Origin of the sequence: Streptomyces sp. MMG1533, from assembly GCF_001279775.1 — a bacterium.
Lineage (GTDB): Bacteria > Actinomycetota > Actinomycetes > Streptomycetales > Streptomycetaceae > Streptomyces.
The window spans coordinates 35,323-56,806 of sequence record NZ_LGDG01000244.1; the positions used below are offsets into that span (position 1 = coordinate 35,323).

Annotated in this window: 17 protein-coding genes and 4 pseudogenes; 14 read left to right on the top strand and 7 right to left on the bottom strand. The window is 70.5% G+C overall.

Features of this window, described 5'->3' with window-relative positions:
* Positions 1-84 precede the first annotated feature (84 nt).
* The 5 genes and pseudogenes from hppD to ADK57_RS33360 form a co-directional block, all read left to right on the top strand.
* Positions 85-1,290: a 4-hydroxyphenylpyruvate dioxygenase gene (hppD, locus tag ADK57_RS33340; RefSeq protein WP_053753381.1), complete on the top strand. Its 1,206-nt coding sequence runs from the start codon at positions 85-87 to the stop codon at positions 1,288-1,290.
* A gap of 42 nt (positions 1,291-1,332) precedes the next feature.
* Entirely contained in the window at positions 1,333-2,538 is a 1,206-nt protein-coding gene (locus ADK57_RS33345) for a homogentisate 1,2-dioxygenase (RefSeq protein ID WP_053753382.1), read from the top strand.
* A gap of 38 nt (positions 2,539-2,576) precedes the next feature.
* Positions 2,577-3,413, top strand: coding sequence for a hypothetical protein (locus ADK57_RS33350; protein WP_063786050.1), 837 nt, complete (start codon positions 2,577-2,579; stop codon positions 3,411-3,413).
* Position 3,414: 1 nt separating this feature from the next.
* Entirely contained in the window at positions 3,415-4,707 is a 1,293-nt protein-coding gene (fahA, locus tag ADK57_RS33355) for a fumarylacetoacetase (protein WP_053753384.1), read from the top strand.
* A pseudogene (locus tag ADK57_RS33360) lies at positions 4,707-5,030 on the top strand (CoA-transferase); the annotation flags it as partial. The gene fahA and the pseudogene ADK57_RS33360, both read left to right, overlap by 1 nt.
* Before the next feature lie 687 nt (positions 5,031-5,717).
* Here the strand turns inward: ADK57_RS33360 and ADK57_RS52625 are convergent.
* Positions 5,718-5,879, bottom strand: a pseudogene (locus ADK57_RS52625) (IS701 family transposase); the annotation flags it as partial.
* A 191-nt stretch (positions 5,880-6,070) separates the two neighbouring features.
* Here ADK57_RS52625 and ADK57_RS33370 point away from each other — a divergent pair.
* From ADK57_RS33370 to ADK57_RS33385, 6 genes and pseudogenes are all read left to right on the top strand, one after another.
* Entirely contained in the window at positions 6,071-6,757 is a 687-nt protein-coding gene (locus ADK57_RS33370) for a hypothetical protein (protein WP_053753386.1), read from the top strand.
* Between the two features lie 135 nt (positions 6,758-6,892).
* Positions 6,893-7,123, top strand: a pseudogene (locus tag ADK57_RS51585) (hypothetical protein); the annotation flags it as partial.
* Between the two features lie 33 nt (positions 7,124-7,156).
* On the top strand, positions 7,157-7,903 hold the full coding sequence (locus tag ADK57_RS33375) for a hypothetical protein (RefSeq protein ID WP_159050193.1): 747 nt from the start codon (positions 7,157-7,159) through the stop codon (positions 7,901-7,903).
* A 213-nt stretch (positions 7,904-8,116) separates the two neighbouring features.
* Positions 8,117-8,263: pseudogene (locus ADK57_RS48095) on the top strand (3-hydroxyacyl-CoA dehydrogenase family protein); the annotation flags it as partial.
* Positions 8,264-8,491: 228 nt separating this feature from the next.
* Positions 8,492-10,081: a serine/threonine-protein kinase gene (locus ADK57_RS33380; protein ID WP_078973479.1), complete on the top strand. Its 1,590-nt coding sequence runs from the start codon at positions 8,492-8,494 to the stop codon at positions 10,079-10,081.
* A gap of 49 nt (positions 10,082-10,130) precedes the next feature.
* On the top strand, positions 10,131-11,810 hold the full coding sequence (locus ADK57_RS33385) for a serine/threonine-protein kinase (RefSeq protein WP_053753388.1): 1,680 nt from the start codon (positions 10,131-10,133) through the stop codon (positions 11,808-11,810).
* Positions 11,811-11,843: 33 nt separating this feature from the next.
* Here the strand turns inward: ADK57_RS33385 and ADK57_RS50180 are convergent, their stop codons facing one another.
* From ADK57_RS50180 to ADK57_RS33410, 6 genes are all read right to left on the bottom strand, one after another.
* Complete coding sequence (locus tag ADK57_RS50180) at positions 11,844-12,113, bottom strand: hypothetical protein (protein WP_159050194.1); 270 nt, start codon at positions 12,111-12,113, stop codon at positions 11,844-11,846.
* 806 nt (positions 12,114-12,919) lie between these two features.
* The gene (locus ADK57_RS33390; RefSeq protein ID WP_053753389.1) at positions 12,920-13,255 is read right to left on the bottom strand and encodes a hypothetical protein; all 336 of its coding nucleotides are present in this window, start codon (positions 13,253-13,255) and stop codon (positions 12,920-12,922) included.
* 579 nt (positions 13,256-13,834) lie between these two features.
* Positions 13,835-16,246, bottom strand: a complete 2,412-nt coding sequence (locus ADK57_RS33395; RefSeq protein ID WP_324612233.1) for an ATP-binding SpoIIE family protein phosphatase — start codon at positions 16,244-16,246, stop codon at positions 13,835-13,837.
* 374 nt (positions 16,247-16,620) lie between these two features.
* Positions 16,621-17,265, bottom strand: a complete 645-nt coding sequence (locus ADK57_RS33400) for a hypothetical protein (RefSeq protein WP_159050195.1) — start codon at positions 17,263-17,265, stop codon at positions 16,621-16,623.
* Between the two features lie 159 nt (positions 17,266-17,424).
* A complete protein-coding gene (locus ADK57_RS33405; protein ID WP_078973483.1) occupies positions 17,425-18,798 on the bottom strand; it encodes an amidase family protein in 1,374 nt (457 codons plus the stop codon).
* A 129-nt stretch (positions 18,799-18,927) separates the two neighbouring features.
* Positions 18,928-19,119, bottom strand: coding sequence for a hypothetical protein (locus ADK57_RS33410; RefSeq protein WP_053753391.1), 192 nt, complete (start codon positions 19,117-19,119; stop codon positions 18,928-18,930).
* A gap of 107 nt (positions 19,120-19,226) precedes the next feature.
* Between ADK57_RS33410 and ADK57_RS33415 the strand changes: the two genes are divergently transcribed.
* The 3 genes from ADK57_RS33415 to ADK57_RS33425 all read left to right on the top strand — a co-directional run bounded on the left by ADK57_RS33415 (position 19,227) and on the right by ADK57_RS33425 (position 21,468).
* Positions 19,227-19,463 carry a hypothetical protein gene (locus tag ADK57_RS33415; RefSeq protein ID WP_053753392.1) on the top strand — a complete coding sequence of 79 codons (237 nt, stop codon included), beginning with the start codon at positions 19,227-19,229 and terminating at the stop codon, positions 19,461-19,463.
* A 123-nt stretch (positions 19,464-19,586) separates the two neighbouring features.
* Positions 19,587-19,940, top strand: a complete 354-nt coding sequence (locus tag ADK57_RS33420; protein WP_159050196.1) for an ArsR/SmtB family transcription factor — start codon at positions 19,587-19,589, stop codon at positions 19,938-19,940.
* Between the two features lie 67 nt (positions 19,941-20,007).
* A complete protein-coding gene (locus ADK57_RS33425; RefSeq protein WP_053753393.1) occupies positions 20,008-21,468 on the top strand; it encodes a substrate-binding protein in 1,461 nt (486 codons plus the stop codon).
* The last annotated feature ends 16 nt before the right edge of the window (positions 21,469-21,484 follow it).

Genomic DNA, 21,484 nt, shown 5'->3' on the forward strand with positions numbered 1-21,484 from the left:
GTTGCGCAGTTGCGGGGCCGCCCGCTCATACTCCCGCATGCCAACCCCGTGTCGCCCGGCGACATCGAGCCAGCGGAGAGAACCATGAGCCTCGAGCACACCCTCACCGACCAGGAACGACTGGCCGACCTCGGCCTCGACGAGCTGAAGCAGCTGGTCGGCCTGGTCTCCTACGACGACACCACAGACCCCTTTCCGGTGACCGGATGGGATGCCGTCGAGTGGGTGGCCGGCAACGCGAAGCAGACGGCGCACTTCTTCCAGTCCGCCCTGGGAATGGAGCTTGTGGCCTACTCCGGCCCCGAGCACGGCAATCGCGATCACCACTCCTACGTCCTCAGGAGCGGCTCCGTCCGGTTCGTCGTCAAGGGTGGCGTGGCCCCCGACAGCCCGCTGCACGACCACCATCGCAAGCACGGTGACGGCGTGATCGACATCGCTCTGGAGGTGCCCGATGTGGATCGCTGCATCGAGCACGCCCGCAGCCAGGGTGCGACGGTACTGGAGGAACCCCACGACATCGCGGACGAGCACGGAGTGCTTCGCGTCGCGGCCATCGCCACCTATGGCGAGACCCGGCACAGCCTGGTGGACCGCTCGCGCTACGAAGGCGTGTACCGGCCCGGCTATGTCGAGCTGACCTCGTCGTACGTCAAGCGTCCGGGCGCGCCGAAGCGCCTGTTCCAGGCTCTGGACCACGTCGTGGGCAACGTGGAACTCGGCCGCATGGACGAATGGGTGGACTTCTACAACCGCGTCATGGGCTTCACGAACATGGCGGAGTTCATCGGCGACGACATCGCGACCGACTACTCGGCCCTCATGTCGAAGGTGGTGGCCAACGGCAACCACCGGGTGAAGTTCCCGCTCAACGAGCCGGCCGTCGCCAAGAAGAAGTCGCAGATCGACGAGTACCTCGAGTTCTACCAGGGACCGGGGGCGCAGCACCTGGCCCTGGCGACGAACGACATCCTCCGCACCGTGGACTGCCTGCGGCAGGAGGGCATCGAGTTCCTCGCCACCCCTGACTCCTACTATGAGGACCCGGAGCTGCGCGCCCGCATCGGTGAGGTCCGCGTCCCCATCGAGGAACTGCACAAGCGCGGCATCCTGGTCGACCGTGACGAGGACGGCTACCTCCTGCAGATCTTCACCAAGCCGATCGGGGACCGTCCCACCGTCTTCTTCGAGTTCATCGAGCGTCACGGCTCCCTCGGCTTCGGCAAGGGCAACTTCAAGGCGCTCTTCGAGGCGCTGGAGCGCGAACAGGAGCGGCGAGGAAACCTCTGACAGCCGTCTGCGCCCGGGCCACCATCATCGAAGGAGCGACAGATGGCTCATTACCTCAGCGTCGGGCCTGTCCCGCCCAAGCGTCACACCCAGCACCGCACTCCCACGGGCGGGCTGTACTACGAGGAGTTGATGGGCGAGGAGGGGTTCTCCTCCGACTCCTCCCTGCTGTACCACGCCCATATCCCGTCGGCCATCCTGAGCGCGCGGAACTGGGAGCTTCCGGACCAGCGCACCGTTGCGAACCACCCCCTGAAGCCTCGTCACCTCAGGCTCCACGACTTGTTCCCGGACCAGGACTGGACGACCACCGATGCGGTGACCGGGCGGCGTCTGGTGCTGGGCAACGCCGATGTGCGGCTCGGCTACGCCGCAGTCGGCCGGCCCTCACCGCTGTACCGGAACGCCACCGGCGACGAGTGCGTCCATGTCGAATCCGGCTCAGGGGTCGTCGAGACGGTCTTCGGTCACCTGAGCGTGGGGCAGGGCGACTACGTCGTCCTCCCCCGGGCCACCACCCACCGATGGGTGCCGGGCGGCGACGTACCGCTGCGGCTGTACTTCATCGAGGCGAACAGCCACATCACTCCGCCCCGGCGCTTCCTGTCCCGCTACGGGCAGTTCCTGGAACACTCCCCCTACTGTGAGCGTGACCTGCGCGTGCCGACGGCGCCTCGGGTGGTCGACGAGCAGGACGTCGAGGTCTACATCAAGCACCGCGGCCATGGTGCCGGTGGGCTCGCGGGTACGGTGCATGTCCTGCCGCGGCACCCCTTCGACGTGGTGGCATGGGACGGGTGCCTGTATCCGTACGTCTTCAACATCTCGGACTACGAGCCGATCACCGGGCGTATCCACCAACCGCCCCCCGCGCACCAGGTGTTCGAGGGTAACAACTTCGTCATCTGCAACTTCGTGCCTCGCAAGGTGGATTACCACCCCTTGGCCGTACCGGTCCCGTACTACCACGCCAATGTGGACTCCGACGAGGTCATGTTCTACGTCGGCGGTGACTACGAGGCACGCAAGGGCTCCGGTATCGGTCAGGGCTCGGTCTCTCTTCACCCCGGCGGTCATTCGCACGGGCCGCAGCCGGGGGCTGTCGAGCGCAACCTGGGCGCGGAGTTCTTCGACGAGCTGGCGGTGATGGTCGACACCTTCCGGCCGCTGGAACTCGGCGAAGGCGGACAGTCGGTCGACGACGGGACCTATGCCTGGTCGTGGGCCGGGCAAAGGGCCGCATCGTGACCGTGCTGCCGTCACGCACAGGCGCCGAGGGGCTGAGCATGCCGTGGGTAAAGGAGTTCGGCGGATTCTTCGACGACGCCGCGCTGTTCCCCCCGGGCAACGCTCCCATGGCCAGGGCGGTGGCCCGCCACTGGGAGCATCGCGCCGCCTGGTACGGGCCGGTGGTGGGGACCTTCGTCTGCCCCGATCGACGCTGGGACGAGCTCATCGGCCAACTGGACGGTGAGGGGCCCGTGCTCGACCTGTCCCTGGTCGTCGTCGACGGCCCGGAATCCCTTGCCGCCGGCATGGCCCGCGCACAGGCGCACCCACGCGTCCGCCTCAGTACGGTGGAACTGCCCGTCACCGGCAGCGCGCCCGGTGGACTGGCGGCACTGCTCCAGGCGGTCGCCGCGGCCGTTCCCCGGACCGTGACCGTCTACGCCGAGGTGGCCCTCGGCCCCGGTGTGCACCATGCCGTGCAGGCTGTGGCCCAGACCGGTTTCCGTGTCAAGTTCCGGACGGGCGGAACGCGGGCGGATGCCTTCCCCGACGAGACACGGCTCACCGAGGGACTCGTGTGCGCCCTGCGGCTCGGTGTCCCGTTCAAACTCACCGCCGGTCTGCACCACGCCGTCCGCCACACCGGGTCCGGCACCGGGTTCGAGCACCACGGTTTCCTCAACGTGATGGCCGCCGTCGCCGCGGCTCACGACGGAGCGGACGAGGAGACCATCACCTCCGTACTGGCCTGCAGGGACCCGGAGAGCGTCGGGCGCAGGTGCACACCGCAGCAACGGGCCGCAGCCCGAGCCTGGTTCACCTCTTTCGGAACCTGCAGTATCGACGAACCCCTGACCGACCTCAGCGCCCTGCGGTTGCTGGGAAGGGACTGACATGCCACCTCACTCCACACCGCGACCCGCACGGTCCTGGGTGCCGATGCGACCAGACCACCCCTTCGGCATCCAGACCCTGCCCTACGGGTCGTTCACGCGATCGGACGGCCGCCCCCGGACCGGCGTCGCGATCGGGGACCACATCCTCGACCTGTCGGCGGCCTGGCCGGCGCTGGCCCCCGCTGAGGAAGACCTCTTCTCCACAGGATCGCTGGACCGGTTCCTCGCCGCAGGACCCTCGTCGTGGGATCGCGTCCGATCCGCCGTCACCAGGTGGCTCAGCGACGAGAACGACGAGCGGGAACGTGAGCACGTCCGCGGTTTCCTGCTGCCCGCAGCGGAAGCGACGATGCTGCTGCCCTTCACGGTCGCCGACTACGTCGACTTCTACGCTTCCGAGCACCATGCCGCGAACCTGGGGATGATGTTCCGGCCCGGCGCCGATCCCCTGACGGCGAACTGGAAGCACATGCCGATCGGATACCACGGACGCGCGGGGACCGTCGTCGTCTCCGGGACGACCATCACCCGTCCCCAGGGCCAGCGGCGCACCGCGGAAGGCGCCGTCACGGTCGGCCCCAGCCTGCGGCTCGACATCGAGGCCGAACTCGGCTTCGTCGTAGGCGTGCCCACCACCCTGAGCGAGCAGGTCCCGCTCAGCGCCTTCGACCGGCACGTCTTCGGTGTCTGCCTGGTCAACGACTGGTCCGCACGCGACATCCAGGCATGGGAGTACGTCCCGCTCGGGCCGTTCCTGGGCAAGTCGTTCGCAACCTCCGTCTCGCCCTGGATCGTGCCTCTCGCCGCCCTGCAGGAGGCGCGCACCGCACCTCCGCCGCGTTCCCCGCGACCGGTCGCCTATCTCGATGACAGCGGTGAGGCACCCTGGGGGCTGGATGTACGGCTCCAGATCGGCGTCAACGGCACCACGATCAGCGAGCCGTGCTTCGCGGACATGTACTGGACCGCCGCCCAGCAACTGGCCCACATGACCTTCAACGGCGCGAGCCTGCGAACAGGGGACTTCTTCGCCTCGGGAACGATCAGCGGCCCCACCGAGCAGAGCCGGGGATCGCTCATCGAACTCACCTGGAACGGCCGGGAACCGCTGGAGATCGACGGCGGTCGGCGCACCTTCCTCGAAGACGGCGACGAGGTGGTCATCACGGCGACCGCCCCGGGCCCGGCCGGAACCGTCGTGGGTCTGGGCGAAGTGAGAGGCAGGGTGGCGCCGGCCGGTGGCCGGGCCACCGCGCCGCGGGAACCACGACACAGTGAAAGGCAGGGGTAGTTGACAAGGTTGTCTCCTCCGCGTCCGAAGCAATCGCCGGGATCGGCGACAGGGCCCGCCTGGCGGTCGGCGGATTCGGGCTCTGCGGCATCCCCAGTGTGCTGATCGCCGCGCTCCACCAGGCGGGAGTGGGCGATCTGGAGATCGTCTCCAACAACTGCGGCGTGGACGACTGGGGTCTTGGAATCCTTCTGCGCGACCGGCGGATCCGCAGGATCATCGCCTCGTACGTGGGTGAGAACAAGGAGTTCGCGCGGCAGTACCTGGCGGGCGAACTGGAGGTCGCGCTCACCCCGCAGGGGACCCTCGCCGAGATCCTGCGAGAAATGGCCGACTGAGCAGAACGGCCGCTCACAGCCCTGCCGACCGTCGCGACCGGCCCGTCCACGGCCGTGATCCCGTATCGGAAGTCGCTGTCGCCATCCTCAACGACCGCGGTATCGACGGCATGGGCATGGAGGAGACAGCCAGGCGTCTCGGCCGGAGTCCAGAAGATGTCACGGGCTGCCACGACCGTGAGGAAGAGATCCGCCTTCCGGCTGAAGGAACCGCGCGCTGGGATGGAGGCCACCCTTCGCGGCATCAAGGCACTTGCGGAGGAAGACAGCTGAGAGCGTGTCCTGCGTGGTGAAGCGAACGAGGCGCTTGTAGCAGCAGATCCTCTGGGCCTGGTCCCCGCCGCCCTCGGCATCGAGCATCCCCGGTTCCGGCCGCTCATCCCGGTCGCCACCGGTACCACGGCCTCACTGCTCCTCATACGCAGGCGGCTCCGGCGCCGGCAGAGCGAGGCCAACCGCGCCGCAGCCAACGACACCACCGCAGAGGACTCGCCCGCTCGGCCCTGAGCGCCGTGCCGGAGGCGGTCAGCCGTCCCGACCCGCGGCGAGCATCACCGTGAGCCTCGTCGCGCCGGGCCGGCTCTCCAGCCGTCCACTCCCGGACGCGGACGCAACGGGCGCGGTAGCAGGCGGGGGCGGGCGCCGTATGGGCCGTCTCCGCACCGCCGTGCGCGCACCGTATTCCTGCATGTCATCGCGTACCTCGTCGGGATGCCACCAGGCACGGGTCAGCAGATGCCGCAACCCCGCAGGAGTGCGGTGACCGGCATGCCCGGCCGGCTGCCATGTGTTCTTGCGGCCCACCGGCCCGAGTGGACCGTGCACAGGCTTCCGGCGAGGGCTCGGTGAGCGTCATCGGCCCGCCGGATCGCGGGAGTGCCGACACCACGGATGCGGCAAGCGGATACGTGGACGGCTCGGTGTTCTCCCTGATGTGCGCACGGCCCGCAGCTGTAACGGTTGTCGCCCCGGCGCCCGCGTCACCCCGGACGGGCGCCGGGACCTTACGAGACAAGGATGGTGTAGTGCGCCTGTCCGACAACAGACGGTCCGACCCGGACAACGGTTCCGGGGATGTCCTGTGGCCCGCGTCCTTCTCCCATCGCCCCGCAGCCCGCACGGCTGCCCACGCCCTGGCGGGGCTCGTCGTCGAGTTCGCGCTGCTGCTGGCGTATGCCGGGTACTTCTTGGACGGATTCGCACCACTCGGCCGCCCGACCGGCCACACATACGACGTCGACTTCCTTGCCGGCTTTGTGGCTGTCTCTCTGACCGTGCCGATGCTGTTCATGTTCTGCGCGCTGGTCGCCGGGCTCAACGGAGGTGGTGAGGCGACCCGGCGTCTCCTCACCGGCCTGGGCTGGGCCGGCACAGTTGTGGTGAACCTGTTCGTGCTGCTGCTCTTCCAGCTGGCGGGCGAGGAACTGTCCGACAGCCGCTGCGTCGTGACCTGGCCCGCCATCCCCGGCGGCCTGGACATGGTGACGGCGGCGGCGCTCTGTGTCATGGCCGCCCTGGGCATCGGCACGTTCACCAGCTGGGCCGTGTGGAACGTCAGGTGTCGCCGCGGCCGCCCGATCGGCCGCACGGCCTTGTATGTGGGGTGGCTGACGGTCGTCACGATCGCCGCTTTCCTCCTGCTGGCCTACCTGTTCGGCCATTTCGGCCCCTACCAGTACGCCGCCCCCAGCCCCCGCCTCTGCCCCGGCTGACGGGGGCGGAGGCGGGGGCTGAGGGTTCACCGCACAGGCCAGCTGTCCCGGTGGTCGCGGACGCGGCGGGCGATCTCGGTTGCCTCAGCCTGTTCCGCGGTCAGGTCGCTCACGCCGTAGACGCGTTCCGGCAGACATGTCAACGGGTCTGGGGCTACGGCGGGGTGTGTCTCGGCGCCGTCGGCAGCGATGCGCCGGATCCTCGCGTGGGCCGATCCCGGCAAATGCCCTCGTACCGCCATCGGGACCACGGGCGGCTTACCGCGGTCACCCACTGCTGAGGCCTACGTGAAACCACGTAGACCACTACGGGACTTGGGGCCGCAACGCTTCGATCGCAAGCCTGCGGGGGGACGATCTCCGTGACAGAGAAGCTGCGAGGTACGCAGGGGGGTGAACATGTCGGATGCCCGCAAGGGCCGGTCGACACGGGCCCGTATCGTCCTGGTCGTGTTCCGCCTGGCCATGGCGGTGGTGATCGTGCTGTTCGCTTGGCGGACGTATGAGGAGATGGCCATCGCCAGCGCCCGTTCCTCGGGAAACCTGGAGCCGGCGGACGCCACCGTCGTGAGTGTGACTGAAGATCGTAATGAGTCGCTCGGCGGCGCAGGCCAGGACCGCACCTCAGAGACGTTCGTCTGGTACGAGGTCACGTTCGAACTGCGGGTGAACGGCGAGCTGCAGTCCGTGAAGGGCGGCGGCGGCGACAGGGTGCTGAACGTGGGCGACCATGCCCGGGTCGGCCTGTGGCACGGGTACGTCGTCGAGCTCGAGGGGTACTACGTGTGGCGAGGGTGGCACAGCGGCCTCGGAGGCAACACCCTCCTCGCGTTCTACCCCCTGGCCATGGGCTACCTGATCACCCTGGCGGTGGCGGCACGCATCCGGATGGCGGGCCTGCGCGGCATTGATGACAACTTCGTCTTCGACATTGTGCTCGGCTTCATCGTCGGGTGGGCCACGATCCTCCCGCTGGCTCTGGTCCCCGGCGCCCTCGGCACCGACCATCCCCGGTTCTGGCCGCTCATCCCGGTGGCCACCGGCACCACGGCCTCCATGCTCCTCATGCGCGGGCAGCTCCGGCGCCGGCAGAGCAAGGCCACCCGCGCCGGGACCGATGCCGAGGGCTCGCCCGCTCGGCCCTGAGCGCCGTGACGGAGGTGGTCGTCAGCTGTCCGGACCCGCGGCGAGCTCCACCGTGAACGTCATCGCGCCGGACATCGAGGAATTGGACATGTGCAATTGATGAGGATGGGAGCCAGGGGATGGTGGAAACGTACGGGCCGCATCTGGATCCGCGCCCAGCGGCTCCCGCGCCCGGCAGGAGGTGGTCGCACCTGGCGACCATCGCGCAGCTCGTTGGGTCTTGACGTACGGCTGGCCGGCGCCGAGCACCTGCACTCCACGATCGGGGAGCGGTTCGCCCCACCCGGGCTGCTGCGGGACAAGGTCGCTCGCGGCAAGCTGGGCCGCAAGACCGGTCAGGGGTTCTACCGATGGACGTGACGGAAAGGGCGGCCACCAGTGTCCAGGAGGAGAAACCAAGGGGCCAGGAGAACAGGTCCAGGGGCCAGGCGTACGGGCACCCCGGCCCGTACGGAGTGGGGTACGACGTCAGCGGCGCCGTCGCCGTCATCGAGCCCGGCCGACCGCGTCCACCAGGAACTGTTCCACGCCGGCTACGTTCCGCCCGCCCGCCCCACGGCCCACCAGGAGAGGGATACGCACGACCGCATGCTGGAGCCGGCGGGGAAGAAGACGGAGACGGCCGGGGCATATCGGCTGTTCGCCGAGCTGGGGCAGGGCGGCATGGGCCGTGTGCTCCTCGGGGCCGGGCCGGACGGGCGGCTGGTCGCCGTCAAGCAGATCCATGCCGAGTACGCCGACGAGGACGGCTTCCGGGCCCGTTTCCGGCGGGAGGTCGCGGCCTCGCGCCGGGTCTCAGGGGCCTGCACCGCGCCCGTCGTGGACGCGGACCCGGAGGCCGAAATACCCTGGCTGGCCTCGATGTTCATACCCGGCCCCACGCTGAGCGGGGCCCTGGACGAGATCGGGCCGCTGCCCGAGGAGGCCGTACGGCGGCTGGCCGCCGGGCTGGCGATCGCGCTCGCCGACATCCACGGGGCCGGGCTGGTCCACCGTGACCTCAAGCCCTCGAACGTCCTGCTGGCCGAGGACGGCGTACGGGTCATCGACTTCGGCATCGCCCGCGCCGTCGCGGGCGGCACCCGTATCACCCACACCGGCTCGCTCATCGGCTCGCCCGCCTTCATGGCGCCCGAGCAGGCTAGCGGCGGCCACATCACCCCGGCCACCGACGTGTTCGCACTCGGGTCCACCCTCGTCGCGGCTTGCACGGGGCGGCCACCCTTCGCCGGGGAGTCCGTACCGAGGCTGCTGTACGCGATCCTGCACGACGAGCCAGACCTGGCCGCCGTACCGCCGTCCCTGCGCGGGATCATCGCACCCTGCCTGGCCAAGGACCCGGCCGCGCGGCCGACCCCGCAGGAGCTGCTCGCCACGATCGGGGCCCTGGCGCCGACGGCCCGGCCGTGGCCGGGGGCGCTGGCGGCACTGACCTCGGCCCAGCGGGCCGAGGCCGAGACCCTGGCGGCGCGGCTGCCGGCCGCCCCCGCGACGATGGCCGCGGCTGTCCCCGGCGCCGCCCCACTCCGCCGGGGACGGTGGCGCCGGCCGCTCGCCGCGGCGGCGGCCGCGGCGGCGGCGGCCGTTGCCGTGTCGGGCACCCTCGGACTGACCGCCGGGCGGCCGTACGCCGTGGACCTGTACCACTCCCTCGGGCTGGGGACCGTACCCCTGTCGGAGCTCGAGGACCGGTTCCAGGCGAGGGCCCTCGACTGCTCGGACATCAGGGGCGAGATGGACGTTCCCATCGGGTTCGCCCTCTCGGAAGGAGGCGGGATCGACCGGCGCGGCGGGACCTGGGCCGGGCCCGACAACCTCTGCGTGTGGACGACTCCGCCCGTGGGGACCGAGGGCTCCGCCAAGATCTCCGTGCACTGGTATCTCCACCTCACCGGCGAGGGCGAAGGGACGGGCGCCGAGCAGGCCTACCGCGCGCTCGAACAGCTCAGGGCCCGCGGCGGGACCCGGGACGAGCCTGCGCTCGGCTTCGGGGACGAGGGCCTCTGGCTGAACACGAGCGCGGAGGAGGAGGACGTCAAATGCGCGCTGTCAGTGCGCGATGGCAACCTGAGGGTGTCCGTCAAGGTGATCGGGCAGCGCTATTGGAGGGAGGACGGCTGCCAGGCCCTGGCGAAGCAGGCCGCCCGGACCGCCGTGCGGGTGCTCCCGAAGCGCTGACAGGGGACTGACCGGCGCCTGACGGGCAATGATGACGGATGGGGAAGCGTTGAGGGAGCTCAGACAGACCGACCCGATCAGGGTCGGGCCGTACCGGCTGCTCGCGGAGATCGGGCGGGGCGGGATGGGCCGGGTGCTGCTCGGGGCCGGGCTCGACGGGCGGCTGGTGGCGGTCAAACAAGTCCACGCCCGGTTCGCCGCCGACGAGGAGTTCCGGGCCCGGTTCCGGCGCGAGGTGGCCGCCTCCCGCAAGGTGTCCGGGGCCTTCACCGCGGCCATGACGGCCGCCGACACGGAGGCCGAGACCCCGTGGCTGGCCTCGGTGTTCGTCTCCGGCCCCGCGCTCGGTGCGGTGGTCGACGCGGTCGGTCCGCTCCCGGAGGAGTCCGTACGCCGCCTCGCGGCCGGACTCGCCACGGCGCTGGTGGAGATCCACCGGGCCGGGCTGGTGCACCGGGACCTCAAGCCCGACAACGTCCTCCTCGCCGAGGACGGCGTACGCGTCATCGATTTCGGCATCGCGAGGGCGGCGCAGGCGGCGGGCGGGGACGCCGCCGAGCTGACGCAGAGCGGGGTGGTCGTCGGCTCGCCCGCCTTCATGTCGCCCGAACAGGCCGAAGGGAAGGAACTGACCCCGGCGAGCGACGTGTTCTCGCTCGGGTCGGTGCTGGTGCTGGCTGCGGCCGGACGCAGCCCCTTTGCCGCCGGCAGCACCCTCCAGACCCTGTACGACCTGGTCCACGCCGAGCCCGACCTGTCGGCCGTACCAGCGGGGTCCCAGGCGCTGGTGGCCGCCTGCCTGGCCAAGGACCCGGCCGCCCGGCCGACGCCGCAGGGGATCCTCGAACTGGTCGGGGCCTTGGCCCCGGCGGACGCAGATGGCCGCCGGCCGTGGCCTGCCGCCGTGCACACGATGATCGCGGCGCAGCAGGCCGAGGTGGACCGGGTGCTCGGCGCCCCGGAGCGGACCGTGCTGGACCTGCCGGCCGGGCGGGCCGGGGCGCCCGTACCGGGCGAGCCGCAAGGGACCGGCCCCGGGGCCGCCGCGCCGACCGCCGTGGCCACCGCCGCGGACCTGGCCGCGGCACCCGCACACGATCCGGTCCGGCGCCGGATCCCGCAGCCGCTCGTGGCGGCGTCCGCGGTGGTGCTGGCGGGCCTGATAGGCGGAGCGGCGTACCTCTTGTGGCCCGACGGGGACGGCAGCGGCAACGGGAGCACCCAGGGGGACAAGTACGTCAACACGGTCCTCTGCCCGGAGGCGGCGGACCAGCTCCCGCTGCCCCCGGCCGAACGCAGGGAGGCGGACGACATCCACAGCGACGGCGGAACGTATGAGGGGGTCGACTGCACCTGGTACGGCGACGGGGAGTCGAAGCAGCACGCATACGTGACCTGGACGGTGTACCACAGCCCCAAGTCCGCGCCGTCTACGTCGCCCGGGCAGGCGGTGACGCAGTCAGCAGGGACACAGTCGGCGGGGACACGGGCGGCGCACGCGAGCCTGGCGGAATTTGCGAAGGCGACCCACTCCTCGCCCGGGCCCGGCCCGGGCGAGGAAGCGGTCTGGGGGACCGCCTGGTCGGACGGGTCGGGCTGCCGGTTGGGGGTGCGCGACGGGAACCTGGAGGTGGTGACGGTGCTCAGCGAGCCGCGGCACCCCGCGGGCACCTGCAAGGCGGAGGCCGCGAAGATCGTGGAGGCCGTGCTGAACATGATGCCGCGCTGAGGCGGCCGGGCCAGCCGTAAGGGTCACGCGGAGTCAGCGGCGTCCGCCGCCCTGCTGTGCGGGCAGCTGTCCCGCAGTCCTGGCCCTCCCTCCGGGCAGGCCGTCCTCCTGGGACTCGCCCTGGGCATGTCCGCCCTGCGGGCCGACATGGCACGCACCCTCGCCATCGCCCGCTCCCCCGGCGACCAGACCGGTGAGGCCGGAGTCCTGGCTCTGTCGGCGCTGGAGGAGGCCTATGAGGGCGACACCGATGCGGCCGGCCGGTTCGCCGACGCCCGCTGCCGGGCTCGTGGACGGACTCACCGATCCGAACCTCACAGACCTGTGCGAGTCGCTGGTGTGGCTTGCCTGGGCGGAAGCACTGCTGGAGCGCTACGACGACGCGGAACGGCACGCGGACCGCGGTGTGGGCATCGCCCGACGCAGCGGTCAACTCCATGTCCTGCCGCACTTGCTGACGACCACGGCGTACGTGGGCTGCGGTGGGTGCCGACGGCATCGCTCATCCCCGCGGACCATGAAGCCACCTCGGCTCGGACCAGGTCGGCCCCGAGTTCGAAGGACCGCCGCCGAGCCATCCGTCATGACGTGGGCAGAGTCCTCGCCACCGGCGAGGCATACAGCCGACCCACATCAGGGGCGGTGCAGGGTGACCGAGCCGCCATCGGAATCTCTCGGTATCCCGCACGATGAGAACAGGGCCTCGATCGATTGAGGCACGGCGACGAGCTGCGCAGCGGCTACGCCTCCGCTCCGGCTCGGAAGGTCCGTCACATCGCCCGGGCGGTCGGCACTCGTCAACGCCTCGTGGAACGGGGCGAGTTCAGGGCGGATGGCCCCGGTGGCGCCGCCGAGGAGGGCGCGTACTTGCTGGTCGAGGACGCATCGCCAGCATGGGCGGGGGCTGAGCTGCCAGGTGATGGCGCGACCGGGCAGCGGTCCCAGAACTCCGAGTCAGGGGTGGCGTATTTCCCGCACAACGGCGCTTCCCAGCTGCCGCTGCGAGCCTGGGCGGCGGTGCCGCAGGGGGCACCACGGGGAAAGGTTCGCGCCGCTGCTGCTGGGTTTCGATGATCTGGGCGAGCCGGCCGATCAGGTCGTCGACGGCCTCAGCGAATAGCCAGGATCGCCATGACGGTGACGGTGGTGGTCGTGGCAAGCCACACCGTGTACAGCGTCACAGGCCGCACCTGGCAATCCGAGCCGACCCACGTGACCCACGCCGCAGACGATCCGGCGGCCAGCCCCACCAACCAGCAGAACGTGAACGCCCACAGGATCCAGGCCGCGGCAGTCAGCAGCCGATGCCCCACTCCACGCGCGTCTCGCAGTCTGCCGCCCAGTACCTCACACATCGTCAGGACCTGTATCGCCGTGAAGCACGCCATGGCCGGGTGCGTCGCGGTGACGAACAACAGCGCTGCCAGCGCGTGCCGCGGTGCCACGGGCACGGGGTGTGCCCGGAAAAGAGGCAGGCCACAAGATGTGGTGGGCGCGGGTCTCAGGCCCCAGGCGAAGAGCCTCTTTCCAATGCGCACCGATCAATTGCTGCACGTGCCAGTGCCTTTCGGGCTCAAAGGGGATGCGGACGGATGCACCGCAAGGCCCCAGTACGTGTTCGACTCTGGTGCATCGCCTTATGAAGCGACATCCGTGGAACCACGCAATCCAACACTGGAACATCAGCCGGGTTCCGCCGGCCATGGCAGGTCCGGCAAGGGGCGACCGCCGGGCAGGGGGGCGTATGAATCGGGTTGCAGCCGACGACGGCATCGCACGTCGGCGGGGTCATCGTGATCGACAAATCCGGTGACCGCAAGGACGTACGGCGACCGCGCACGTGGGCCGGCAGCGAGTGGTGGACACGCGGATACCCGATGGGGTGGAGCTGTCCAGGACTGCACCGCACGGAAGTCTTCGTGTCCCACCGTGATGCCCGGCTGACCGTTCACGGCAGGCGGCCGCTGGTCGAGCGAGTCTGCGCAGGCCGCCCGGTCGCGCATGTCGCGGCCGGGATGGGCATCTCACGAGCCACGGTCTGCGGGCCTGGTAGGGAGAGCCTGTTCAGCCCAGATCGTCTTGCCGGTGCGGGTGGGGCGGCTGCCCCAGCGCTGGGTGAGCTGGGCGACGAGTAGCAGACCGCGGCCTCCCTCGTCGAAGACCCGGGCTCGGCGCATGTGAGGGGCGGTGCTGCTGGAGTCCGAGACCTCGCAGATGAGCGCGGTGTCACGAATCAGGCGGAGCTGGATGGGGGATCCGCCGTACCGGATGGCGTTGGTGACGAGTTCGCTGACGACGAGTTCGGTGACGAATCCGAGGTCCTCCAGGTGCCAGGCGGCCAATTGTTTGCATGCCAGCGAACGGGCCTGGGCGACGGACGGGGGGTCCGCCGGTACGTCCCACGTGGCGACCCGGCCCGCTTCCAGCGCGCGGGTGCGGACCACAAGGAGGGCGACGTCGTCGGTGGGTTGGTCGGGCAGGTTGTGCAGGATTCCGTCACAAATGTCCTCCAGCGGACGGCGGGGCCCGCCGAGGGCTCGGCGAAGCAGGGCCAGTCCGTCGTCGAGGTCGCGGTCGGGGGCGTGGACCAGTCCGTCGGTGTAGAGGGCGAGGACGCTGCCCTCGGGGAGGTCGAAATCTGCGGTTTCAAACGGCAGACCGCCCAGCCCGAGGGGTGGTCCGCTCGGCAGGTCGAGGAAGGAGACGTGCCCATTCGGGGTGACCATGGCCGGGACGGGGTGACCGGCGCGGGCTGCGGTACAGCGGCGTGAGACGGGGTCGTAGACAACGTAGAGACAGGTGGCGCCGACCTCGCCCGGGCTCTGCGGTTCCCCGGCAGCTTCCGGTGCCCGCTCGGAGTCCAGACGCAGGACGATGTCGTCAAGGTGTGTGAGGAGCTCGTCGGGGGCCAGATCGACGTCGGCGAGAGTGCGTACGGCGGTACGGAGACGGCCCATCGTGGCGGACGCCTGCACCCCGTGGCCGACGACGTCGCCGACGACGAGAGCGACCCGGGCTCCGGACAGGGGGATGACGTCGAACCAGTCGCCGCCGAGGCCGGCACGGGAGCTCGTGGGCCAGTAGCGGGACGCGACCTCGACAGCAGCCTGCCGGGGGGTGTGCTGCGGGAGCAGGCTGCGCTGGAGGGCGAGTGCCGTCTCGCGTTCCTGCGTGTAGCGGCGGGCGTTGTCGACGCAGACCGCCGCGCGCGCCGCGAGTTCCTTGGCGAGCAGCAAATCGTCGTCGTCGAAAGGCTCGGGTGTTCGATGGCGGCCGAGGATCGCCAGGCCGAGTGTGATGCCGCGGGCACGCAGGGGCACGACCAACAGGGCGTGGATGCCGTGTTCGTCGATGCTGCGGACGCTGTCCGGGGAATCCGCGGCCCACCAGCGTCGTCCGGCGTCGTCGACCGCGTGGAACATGCCACGGCCGTCGGTCAGCACGCGCCCTTGCGGCGAGCCCTCGCGGTAGCCGTGGAGGGCGCCGACGGGAATCGTCACCTCGGGGCAGCCCTCAAGCACGGAGCGGCAGGCGGTGCGACGGAAGACGGGCGCGGTAGGAGGCGGGGGCGCCGTCTCGTCCCCGGCCAGCGCGGAATCCAGCAGGTCCACGAGGGCGAAATCGGCGAAGTGCTCCGTGCACACCTCGGTCAGTTCTTCGGCAGTGCGGGTCACGTCGAGGGTGGAGCCGATACGGACGCTGGATTCGTTCAGGACGCTCAGTCTTCGTCGGGCGCGGAGCTGGTCCGTACTGTCCGTGGCCGCCAGACACATGCCTCGTACGCGGTCGGCACTGTCCTTCAACGGGCTGAGGGACACCAGCCAGGCGTGTTCGCGGGGCTCCCCGTGGGGTTGCAGCCAAGCCTCGTACGGCACGGTCTCCCCCGTGCGCAGGACTCGCTGCCCCGCGTCACCGAGACCCTCGAATCCGGGAAGGCGCCGGAGGCTGTCGGCGGACTCGCCCACCCGCTGGCCCCGCAGTTGCCAGGAGGGGCTGCCTGTCACCCTCTCCATCGCGGAGTTGGTCGACACTACGATCCCGTCCTGGTCGAAGAGAGCCACCGGTACGGGGAACTGCTCCAAAGCCCACTTCTGCAGCCGCGCAGTCGGCTCCGGCGCGGTGGCTCTCAGGAACCAGCGGACCGCGTTGTCCGAGCTCAGCAGCGGGTATGCCTCGAGCCGCACCTCGACGTGGTGGCCGTCCTGGTGCCGGACCGTGACCGTGCCCGTCCATCCGTCCGAGTCGGCGAGGCTGTGCAGGGCATCAGGCGGCAGGGGTTCGGCCAGCAGATCTGTCGCTGGGCGGCCCAGCACGTCCCTGGTCTCGAAGCCGAGGAGGCTGCGGGCCGCGTCGCTCCACGCGGTGACCAGCCCCTTGGCGTCCGCCTCGGCTGCGGCGGCGCCTCGGGTCATCGGCGTGGCCCTGTGCTCGTCCACCCGTACGCCCCTCTGCACGACACCGGTGTCGATACCCATTGTGCGCCGGGCTTACCTGGGTACGCCCTGTCACTCCGCGATGCGGATGGATGGTGAGAGAGCCCGTCACAATTGGCATTCTCGGAGATGTGGATTGGGTGTCAGGGGTCCTGCACCAACTGTCCGCGACCGGTGGCCGACGGGTGACCAGGTGCCGTAAAGACCGGGAGGTCGGCGAAGGAAGCGCAGCCCGCGCCGAACGCGCCGGATGACCAGGAGTTGGTCGTCTGACCGACGGCGGTCCGTTCGGCGAAGGCCGGCACCCAGAAGGGGGCCGGCCATAGGCGTCGTCCACGAGAGGGGCCGTACCGGAGAAGGGCCATAGCTGAGAAGGGTCAGCCGTTGACCTCGAACGCCATCGCGATGAGCATCACCACGAAGGCAATGCCCCCGATGGCGGTGAAGCCGTAGCGGCAGCGCCCCAGCCAGCGCGGCCGCCGTCCGGCGTCCGGCCACACCAGCTGATAGAGGATCAGCAGCGTCGACAGCCCGAAGCCGCACAGGGCGAGGACGGTTATCGAACCCGGCACCCACATGCCGCTGCCGAGTGTCCACGCCTCGCCGCCGGCATAGCGCGCCGCCACCGAGGTCGGTCCGTCTTGACACCACCAGGGCTCATCAGGCGAGTCGCCGTAACACCGGCTCCCCGAAGGCGTCGGCGCGTACGCGTCACCCCAGCCGCCCTTGAGGGTGATGTCCTCGATCTCCGGTCCGCCGTCGTCCGGGTGGAAGGTGCCGGTGCAGTAGTGCGTCCGTACGACGCCCTCGTCGTTTGGCGACTCCACATCCACGCACTCCACGACCTCGAACCGGCCCGGCACGCCGACCCACCCGGCACCGGCCAGGACCTGCGCACCGAAGGTCACGGTCATCATCACCGCGCCTATGGCGAGCGACAGCCCTATGTAGGCGAAGAGCCCCCGGGCCCATGCCGGGGCCCGGCCGCTCGTGTCCGTCGGTCGCGCGTCCTCTGTTGCCATCAGGCGAGCCTCACACGCGACGGCCCGCGCAGACCTCAGTGGAACCACGTAACCGGACACGCAAGTCAGCCGGTGGTCAAGTCCGGGATCGTCGGCAGTACCGTCTCCCCCTGGGCGGACTGCGGGAAGACCGCACCGCCCACGTCGGCCCGGGGAACATCAACCGCACATCTCTTCCAGGGTCAGCCCGAGGGCGAGCAGTTCGCGGTCGGCTCCGACGGGAGCGTCGATCTCGAGGCCAGTCGGCAGGCCGTTGGTCGCCACGCCCATGGGGATGCTCAGGCCGGGGGCTCCGATGACGCTGGCCGGGCCGGTGTTGCGGATGAAGGTGGCGAAGGTGTCGGCGTCTTCTCCGCGCAGAATCATGCCCTGGTCACAGGTGGCCAGGTCAAGAGCGGTGGCCGGGGTGGTCGGGAAGACCAGGCCGTCCAGGCCGTGTGCGGCGAACGTGTCCGCGTAGGCCGCGCGCAGGCGCTGCCGCTGGGCCAGGCACTCGCGGTAGACGTCCTCGGAGACGAGGCCCGGGGCCCCGTCGAGGATGCAGCCTTCGAAGACGCCGCGTACGTCGGGGCCCGCTATGAGGGCGGCGAGAGTGGCGAGGTCCGTCTGCGGCCGGTACTTCGCCAGGTAGGCGGACAACTCCACCCGGGCCTCGTACAGCACGATGGCCATACCGGTCGCGAACTCGCCCGCGGTGAACGAGCTGACATCGACCGGGACCAGGTCCACGCCGGCCGCCTCCAGGTTGCGCAGGGCCGTCTCCCACTGGACGGCCACCTCGTCCTGCAGCGGATCGGTGAAGTGACCGGTCGGCACCCCCAGCCGGATCGACCGCGGCGGACGGGCGGCGACCGGGGCGTCGTCACCGCTGAGGATGCCGTCCAGCAGAACCAGGTCCGCCACCCGGCGCCCCATGGGCCCGATGGTGTCCCTGGTACTCGACAGGGGCGTCACACCCTCCCCGGGGTAGCGCCCGACCGTGGGCCGCAGCCCGCAGATGCCGACGACGGCCGCGGGAACACGCACCGAGCCGCCCGTGTCGGTACCCAGCCCTGCCCGCACCACCCCGGCCGCGACGAGGGCGGCGACCCCGCCACTGCTGCCACCGGCGAAACGGCTGGGGTCGCGCGGGTTGCGGACCGGGCCGAACGCCTGGTTGTTACTGGTGATGCCGAACGCCAACTCGTGCATGTTGGCCTTGCCGAGGATGACGGCACCGGCGTCGCGCAGCCGCCGTACCGCGGGCGCGTCGCACGGGGGGACGAAGTCGCGCAGGGCGGGGGTACCGGCCGTGTTGGGCAGACCGGCGACGTGGATGTTGTCCTTGATCGCGAGGGTCATGCCGGACAGCGGGCCGGGTTCGTCGGAAGTCTTGGCGGCGGCATCACGGTCGAGGGTGATGAAGCCGCCGAGGTGGGCCGCCTCCTCGGCGCGTTCCAAGGACGTCTGCACGACCTCGTGCCGGCTGTGCGCGCCCTCGAGCGCCGTCGCGCCGGTCTGCCTGCCGGGTTCCTTCGTGGTGGGTTCGCTCATGGCCTGCTCCTTCGTGCGGATCCGCTTCGACAGCTCACGGACGATCACTGCGCCGCGCCCGTACGGCGCCGGCTTTGGTTGCGGCTTCTTCGAGGGTTGACCACCCCTGAGGCTCATGTCATCGTTCGCTCACGCGATGACATGTTGGAGGAAAAAGTGTCCACCATCAAGTCCAACCACCTCAATCAAGACCTGGCTCGCCGTCACGGCTGCCTCCGCGCTCGCCCTGACGGGCTGCGCCACCGACGGCGGGAAGCCGAGCGCCGGGAAGCCGTAGTCCGACTCCGGCGGTGCACTGAAGATCGGCCTGCTGACCAGCATGTCCGGCCCCGCCGGGCTCTTCGGGCCGGCGACGAGGAACGTCGCGGAACTCGCGGCCGGAGCAGAAGATACTGGCGATCGCCCGGACGGTCGCGGCTCCGGGCACGATGTGCGTCTTCGACGAGCCGACGGAGGACCTCCAGCCCGCCAACGTGGACCGGTTCACCGAGGCGGTGAGACGGCTCGCTGCCGCCGGCGTCGCCGTACTCCTCGCTGAGCAGCACCTGGACATGGCGCTGGGCGTGGCGGACCGGTGGTACCTGATGGAGAAGGGGCAGATCGCCGAGGAAGGGCAGGTCCACGAGGGAATCGTCGAGCATGTGGCGGGCCGGATGGCGCCCTGAGCACCCGCCCCGGTCTGGCTCGGCGGGCACGTGAACGGTAAAGTCAACGGGTACACATACATTGACACGTTGTCGCCGCATCACCGTGCCGCCGCATTCCGAAAGGATGAGAGGTCCCAGGAAGTGATCGACCACAGCCACGAGAGCGACCTGGTATTCCGTGCCCTCAACGACGCGACCCGTCGGGCCATTCTGGCCCTGCTGGCATCGGAACACGAACCCACGGCCGGAGACATCGCGGCCGCGTTCCCGGCGATCGGCCGGACCGCGGTCTCGGCGCACCTGAGGGTCCTGCGGGACGCTCAGCTGGTCTCCGAGATCCGCGACGGCAAACACCGACGGTACCGCCTGGGTCCCAACCGCGCGGACACGGCGATCGCGTTCCTGCGCCAGATCTATGAGCAGTCGCTGCCCACGGACCAGGGGGTGGCAGCGGACCGACCGGAGGGTGGGCCGCGTGAAGCGAAGAGCGGATGACGGCAGCGGGCACGTCTCCCGGCGTGCCCGTCAGCCGGGCCTTGTCACGGCCTGCTGAGGAGAGCCCATGCACGAGATCGTCCTCGTCAACGAGACGCACCTCGGTGTGCCCCCGCACGAGGCGTTCGGCATGTTCGGACGAACCGGCGGCCCGGGCTGGTTGTTCTCCGCGCGGTTCGAGCACGCGGAGCCCGGCGCGGCGGTCGGCATCGACATACCCCTGCCGTTCGCGGCCCCAGGGGGCGAGACGACCGTACGGGGCACGGCACGCATCGTGGAGATGCGGCCGTACCGGCGGATCGTGCTGCAGCACGAGACGCCGTGGACCGGGCGGATCACCCTCGCCTTCGCCCGTGAGCCCGGGGGCACGCGGGTGCGCACGGTCACCGAACTCGATCAGGAGGCTCTCGGCTGGATGACGGGCGGCCTGGGCTGCGCGGCGCCGGACAGCGAGAGCCGAGCCGACGAGACGTGTGTCGCCTTGCTGACCAGCATGTCGGGGAGCGCCGGCCTGTTCGGCCGGGCCGCCGCCAACTGCGCGGCGCTGGCGGCCGAGGAGATCAACGCCGAGGGCGGGATCGGCGGCCGGCCGGTGCGGATCGAGGTGATCGACGATCGCACCCACGCCGCCACGGGGCTGGCCCGGCTGCGGGAACTCGACGAGCGGCGCGGCCTGGCGGCCGTGGTGGGCGTACACAGCTCGGCGACCTTCAACGCGGTGAGCCGCTACGCGCGGGCGTCGGGCCTGCTGTACCTCTACACCGCCGCGAACGAGGGCAGCCGCGTGCAGGACGGAACGCTGTTCCGGCTCGGTGAGTCGGTGGCGGACCAACTGGCGCAGGCGGTTCCGTCGCTGATGCGCGAGAGCGGCGGTCGCTCCTGGTACCTGATCGGCAACGACTACTCCTGGCCGAGGGCCGTCTGTACGCGTGGCCGCCGCATCGCGGAGCACCATGGCGGGCATGTCGTCGGCGAGCGCCTCGTCCGGCTCGGCGAGTCGTCCTTCGACGACGTGCTGGAGGACATCGAGGCGTCCGGCGCCGACCTGGTGCTCTCCAGCCTGGTCGGGTGGAGCTCGATCGACTTCGAGCGCCGGTTCCACGCCGCGGGGCTGCGCCGTCGCATCCGTACGCTCGCACCCCTGCTGGAAGAGAGCACCCGAGAGCATCTGGGCGCCGCAGGCAGCGGGGTCTGGTCCTGCCTGCCGTACTTCTCCGCCCTGGACACAGCGGAGAACGCCGACTTCCTGCGACGCTACCGGGCCGCTTTCGGTCCCTGGGCGCCGTCACCGTCGGCGCTGACGGAGTCGGCGTACGAGGGCCTGCATCTGTTCGCCCGGGCCGCGCGGAAAGCGGGGTCGCCGCGGGGCGGTGAGGTCTCCCAGGCCCTGCACGGTCTCACTCTGGCCGGACCGCGCGGCGCGGTCTCGGTGGGAGCCGACGGCCGGCTGCGGCAGAGCATGTACCTGGCCGAGGCCACTGCCACGGGGTTCGCGATCCGCGGACAGATGCCGTCCGGTACCGCCTGACCATGCGCACGGCTTG

What these genes read in the sequence shown, in the direction of transcription:
- ADK57_RS33410 (WP_053753391.1), bottom strand. Translation starts at nt 19,119, where the DNA reads ATGCTGGTCAGCAGGCCGATCTTCAGTGCACCGCCGGAGTCGGACTAC.
- ADK57_RS33405 (WP_078973483.1), bottom strand. Translation starts at nt 18,798, where the DNA reads ATGAGCGAACCCACCACGAAGGAACCCGGCAGGCAGACCGGCGCGACG.
- ADK57_RS33345 (WP_053753382.1), top strand. Translation starts at nt 1,333, where the DNA reads ATGGCTCATTACCTCAGCGTCGGGCCTGTCCCGCCCAAGCGTCACACC.
- ADK57_RS33380 (WP_078973479.1), top strand. Translation starts at nt 8,492, where the DNA reads ATGCTGGAGCCGGCGGGGAAGAAGACGGAGACGGCCGGGGCATATCGG.
- ADK57_RS33425 (WP_053753393.1), top strand. Translation starts at nt 20,008, where the DNA reads ATGCACGAGATCGTCCTCGTCAACGAGACGCACCTCGGTGTGCCCCCG.
- ADK57_RS33400 (WP_159050195.1), bottom strand. Translation starts at nt 17,265, where the DNA reads ATGGCAACAGAGGACGCGCGACCGACGGACACGAGCGGCCGGGCCCCG.
- ADK57_RS33415 (WP_053753392.1), top strand. Translation starts at nt 19,227, where the DNA reads ATGTGCGTCTTCGACGAGCCGACGGAGGACCTCCAGCCCGCCAACGTG.
- ADK57_RS33375 (WP_159050193.1), top strand. Translation starts at nt 7,157, where the DNA reads ATGTCGGATGCCCGCAAGGGCCGGTCGACACGGGCCCGTATCGTCCTG.
- ADK57_RS33350 (WP_063786050.1), top strand. Translation starts at nt 2,577, where the DNA reads ATGCCGTGGGTAAAGGAGTTCGGCGGATTCTTCGACGACGCCGCGCTG.
- hppD (WP_053753381.1), top strand. Translation starts at nt 85, where the DNA reads ATGAGCCTCGAGCACACCCTCACCGACCAGGAACGACTGGCCGACCTC.
- fahA (WP_053753384.1), top strand. Translation starts at nt 3,415, where the DNA reads ATGCCACCTCACTCCACACCGCGACCCGCACGGTCCTGGGTGCCGATG.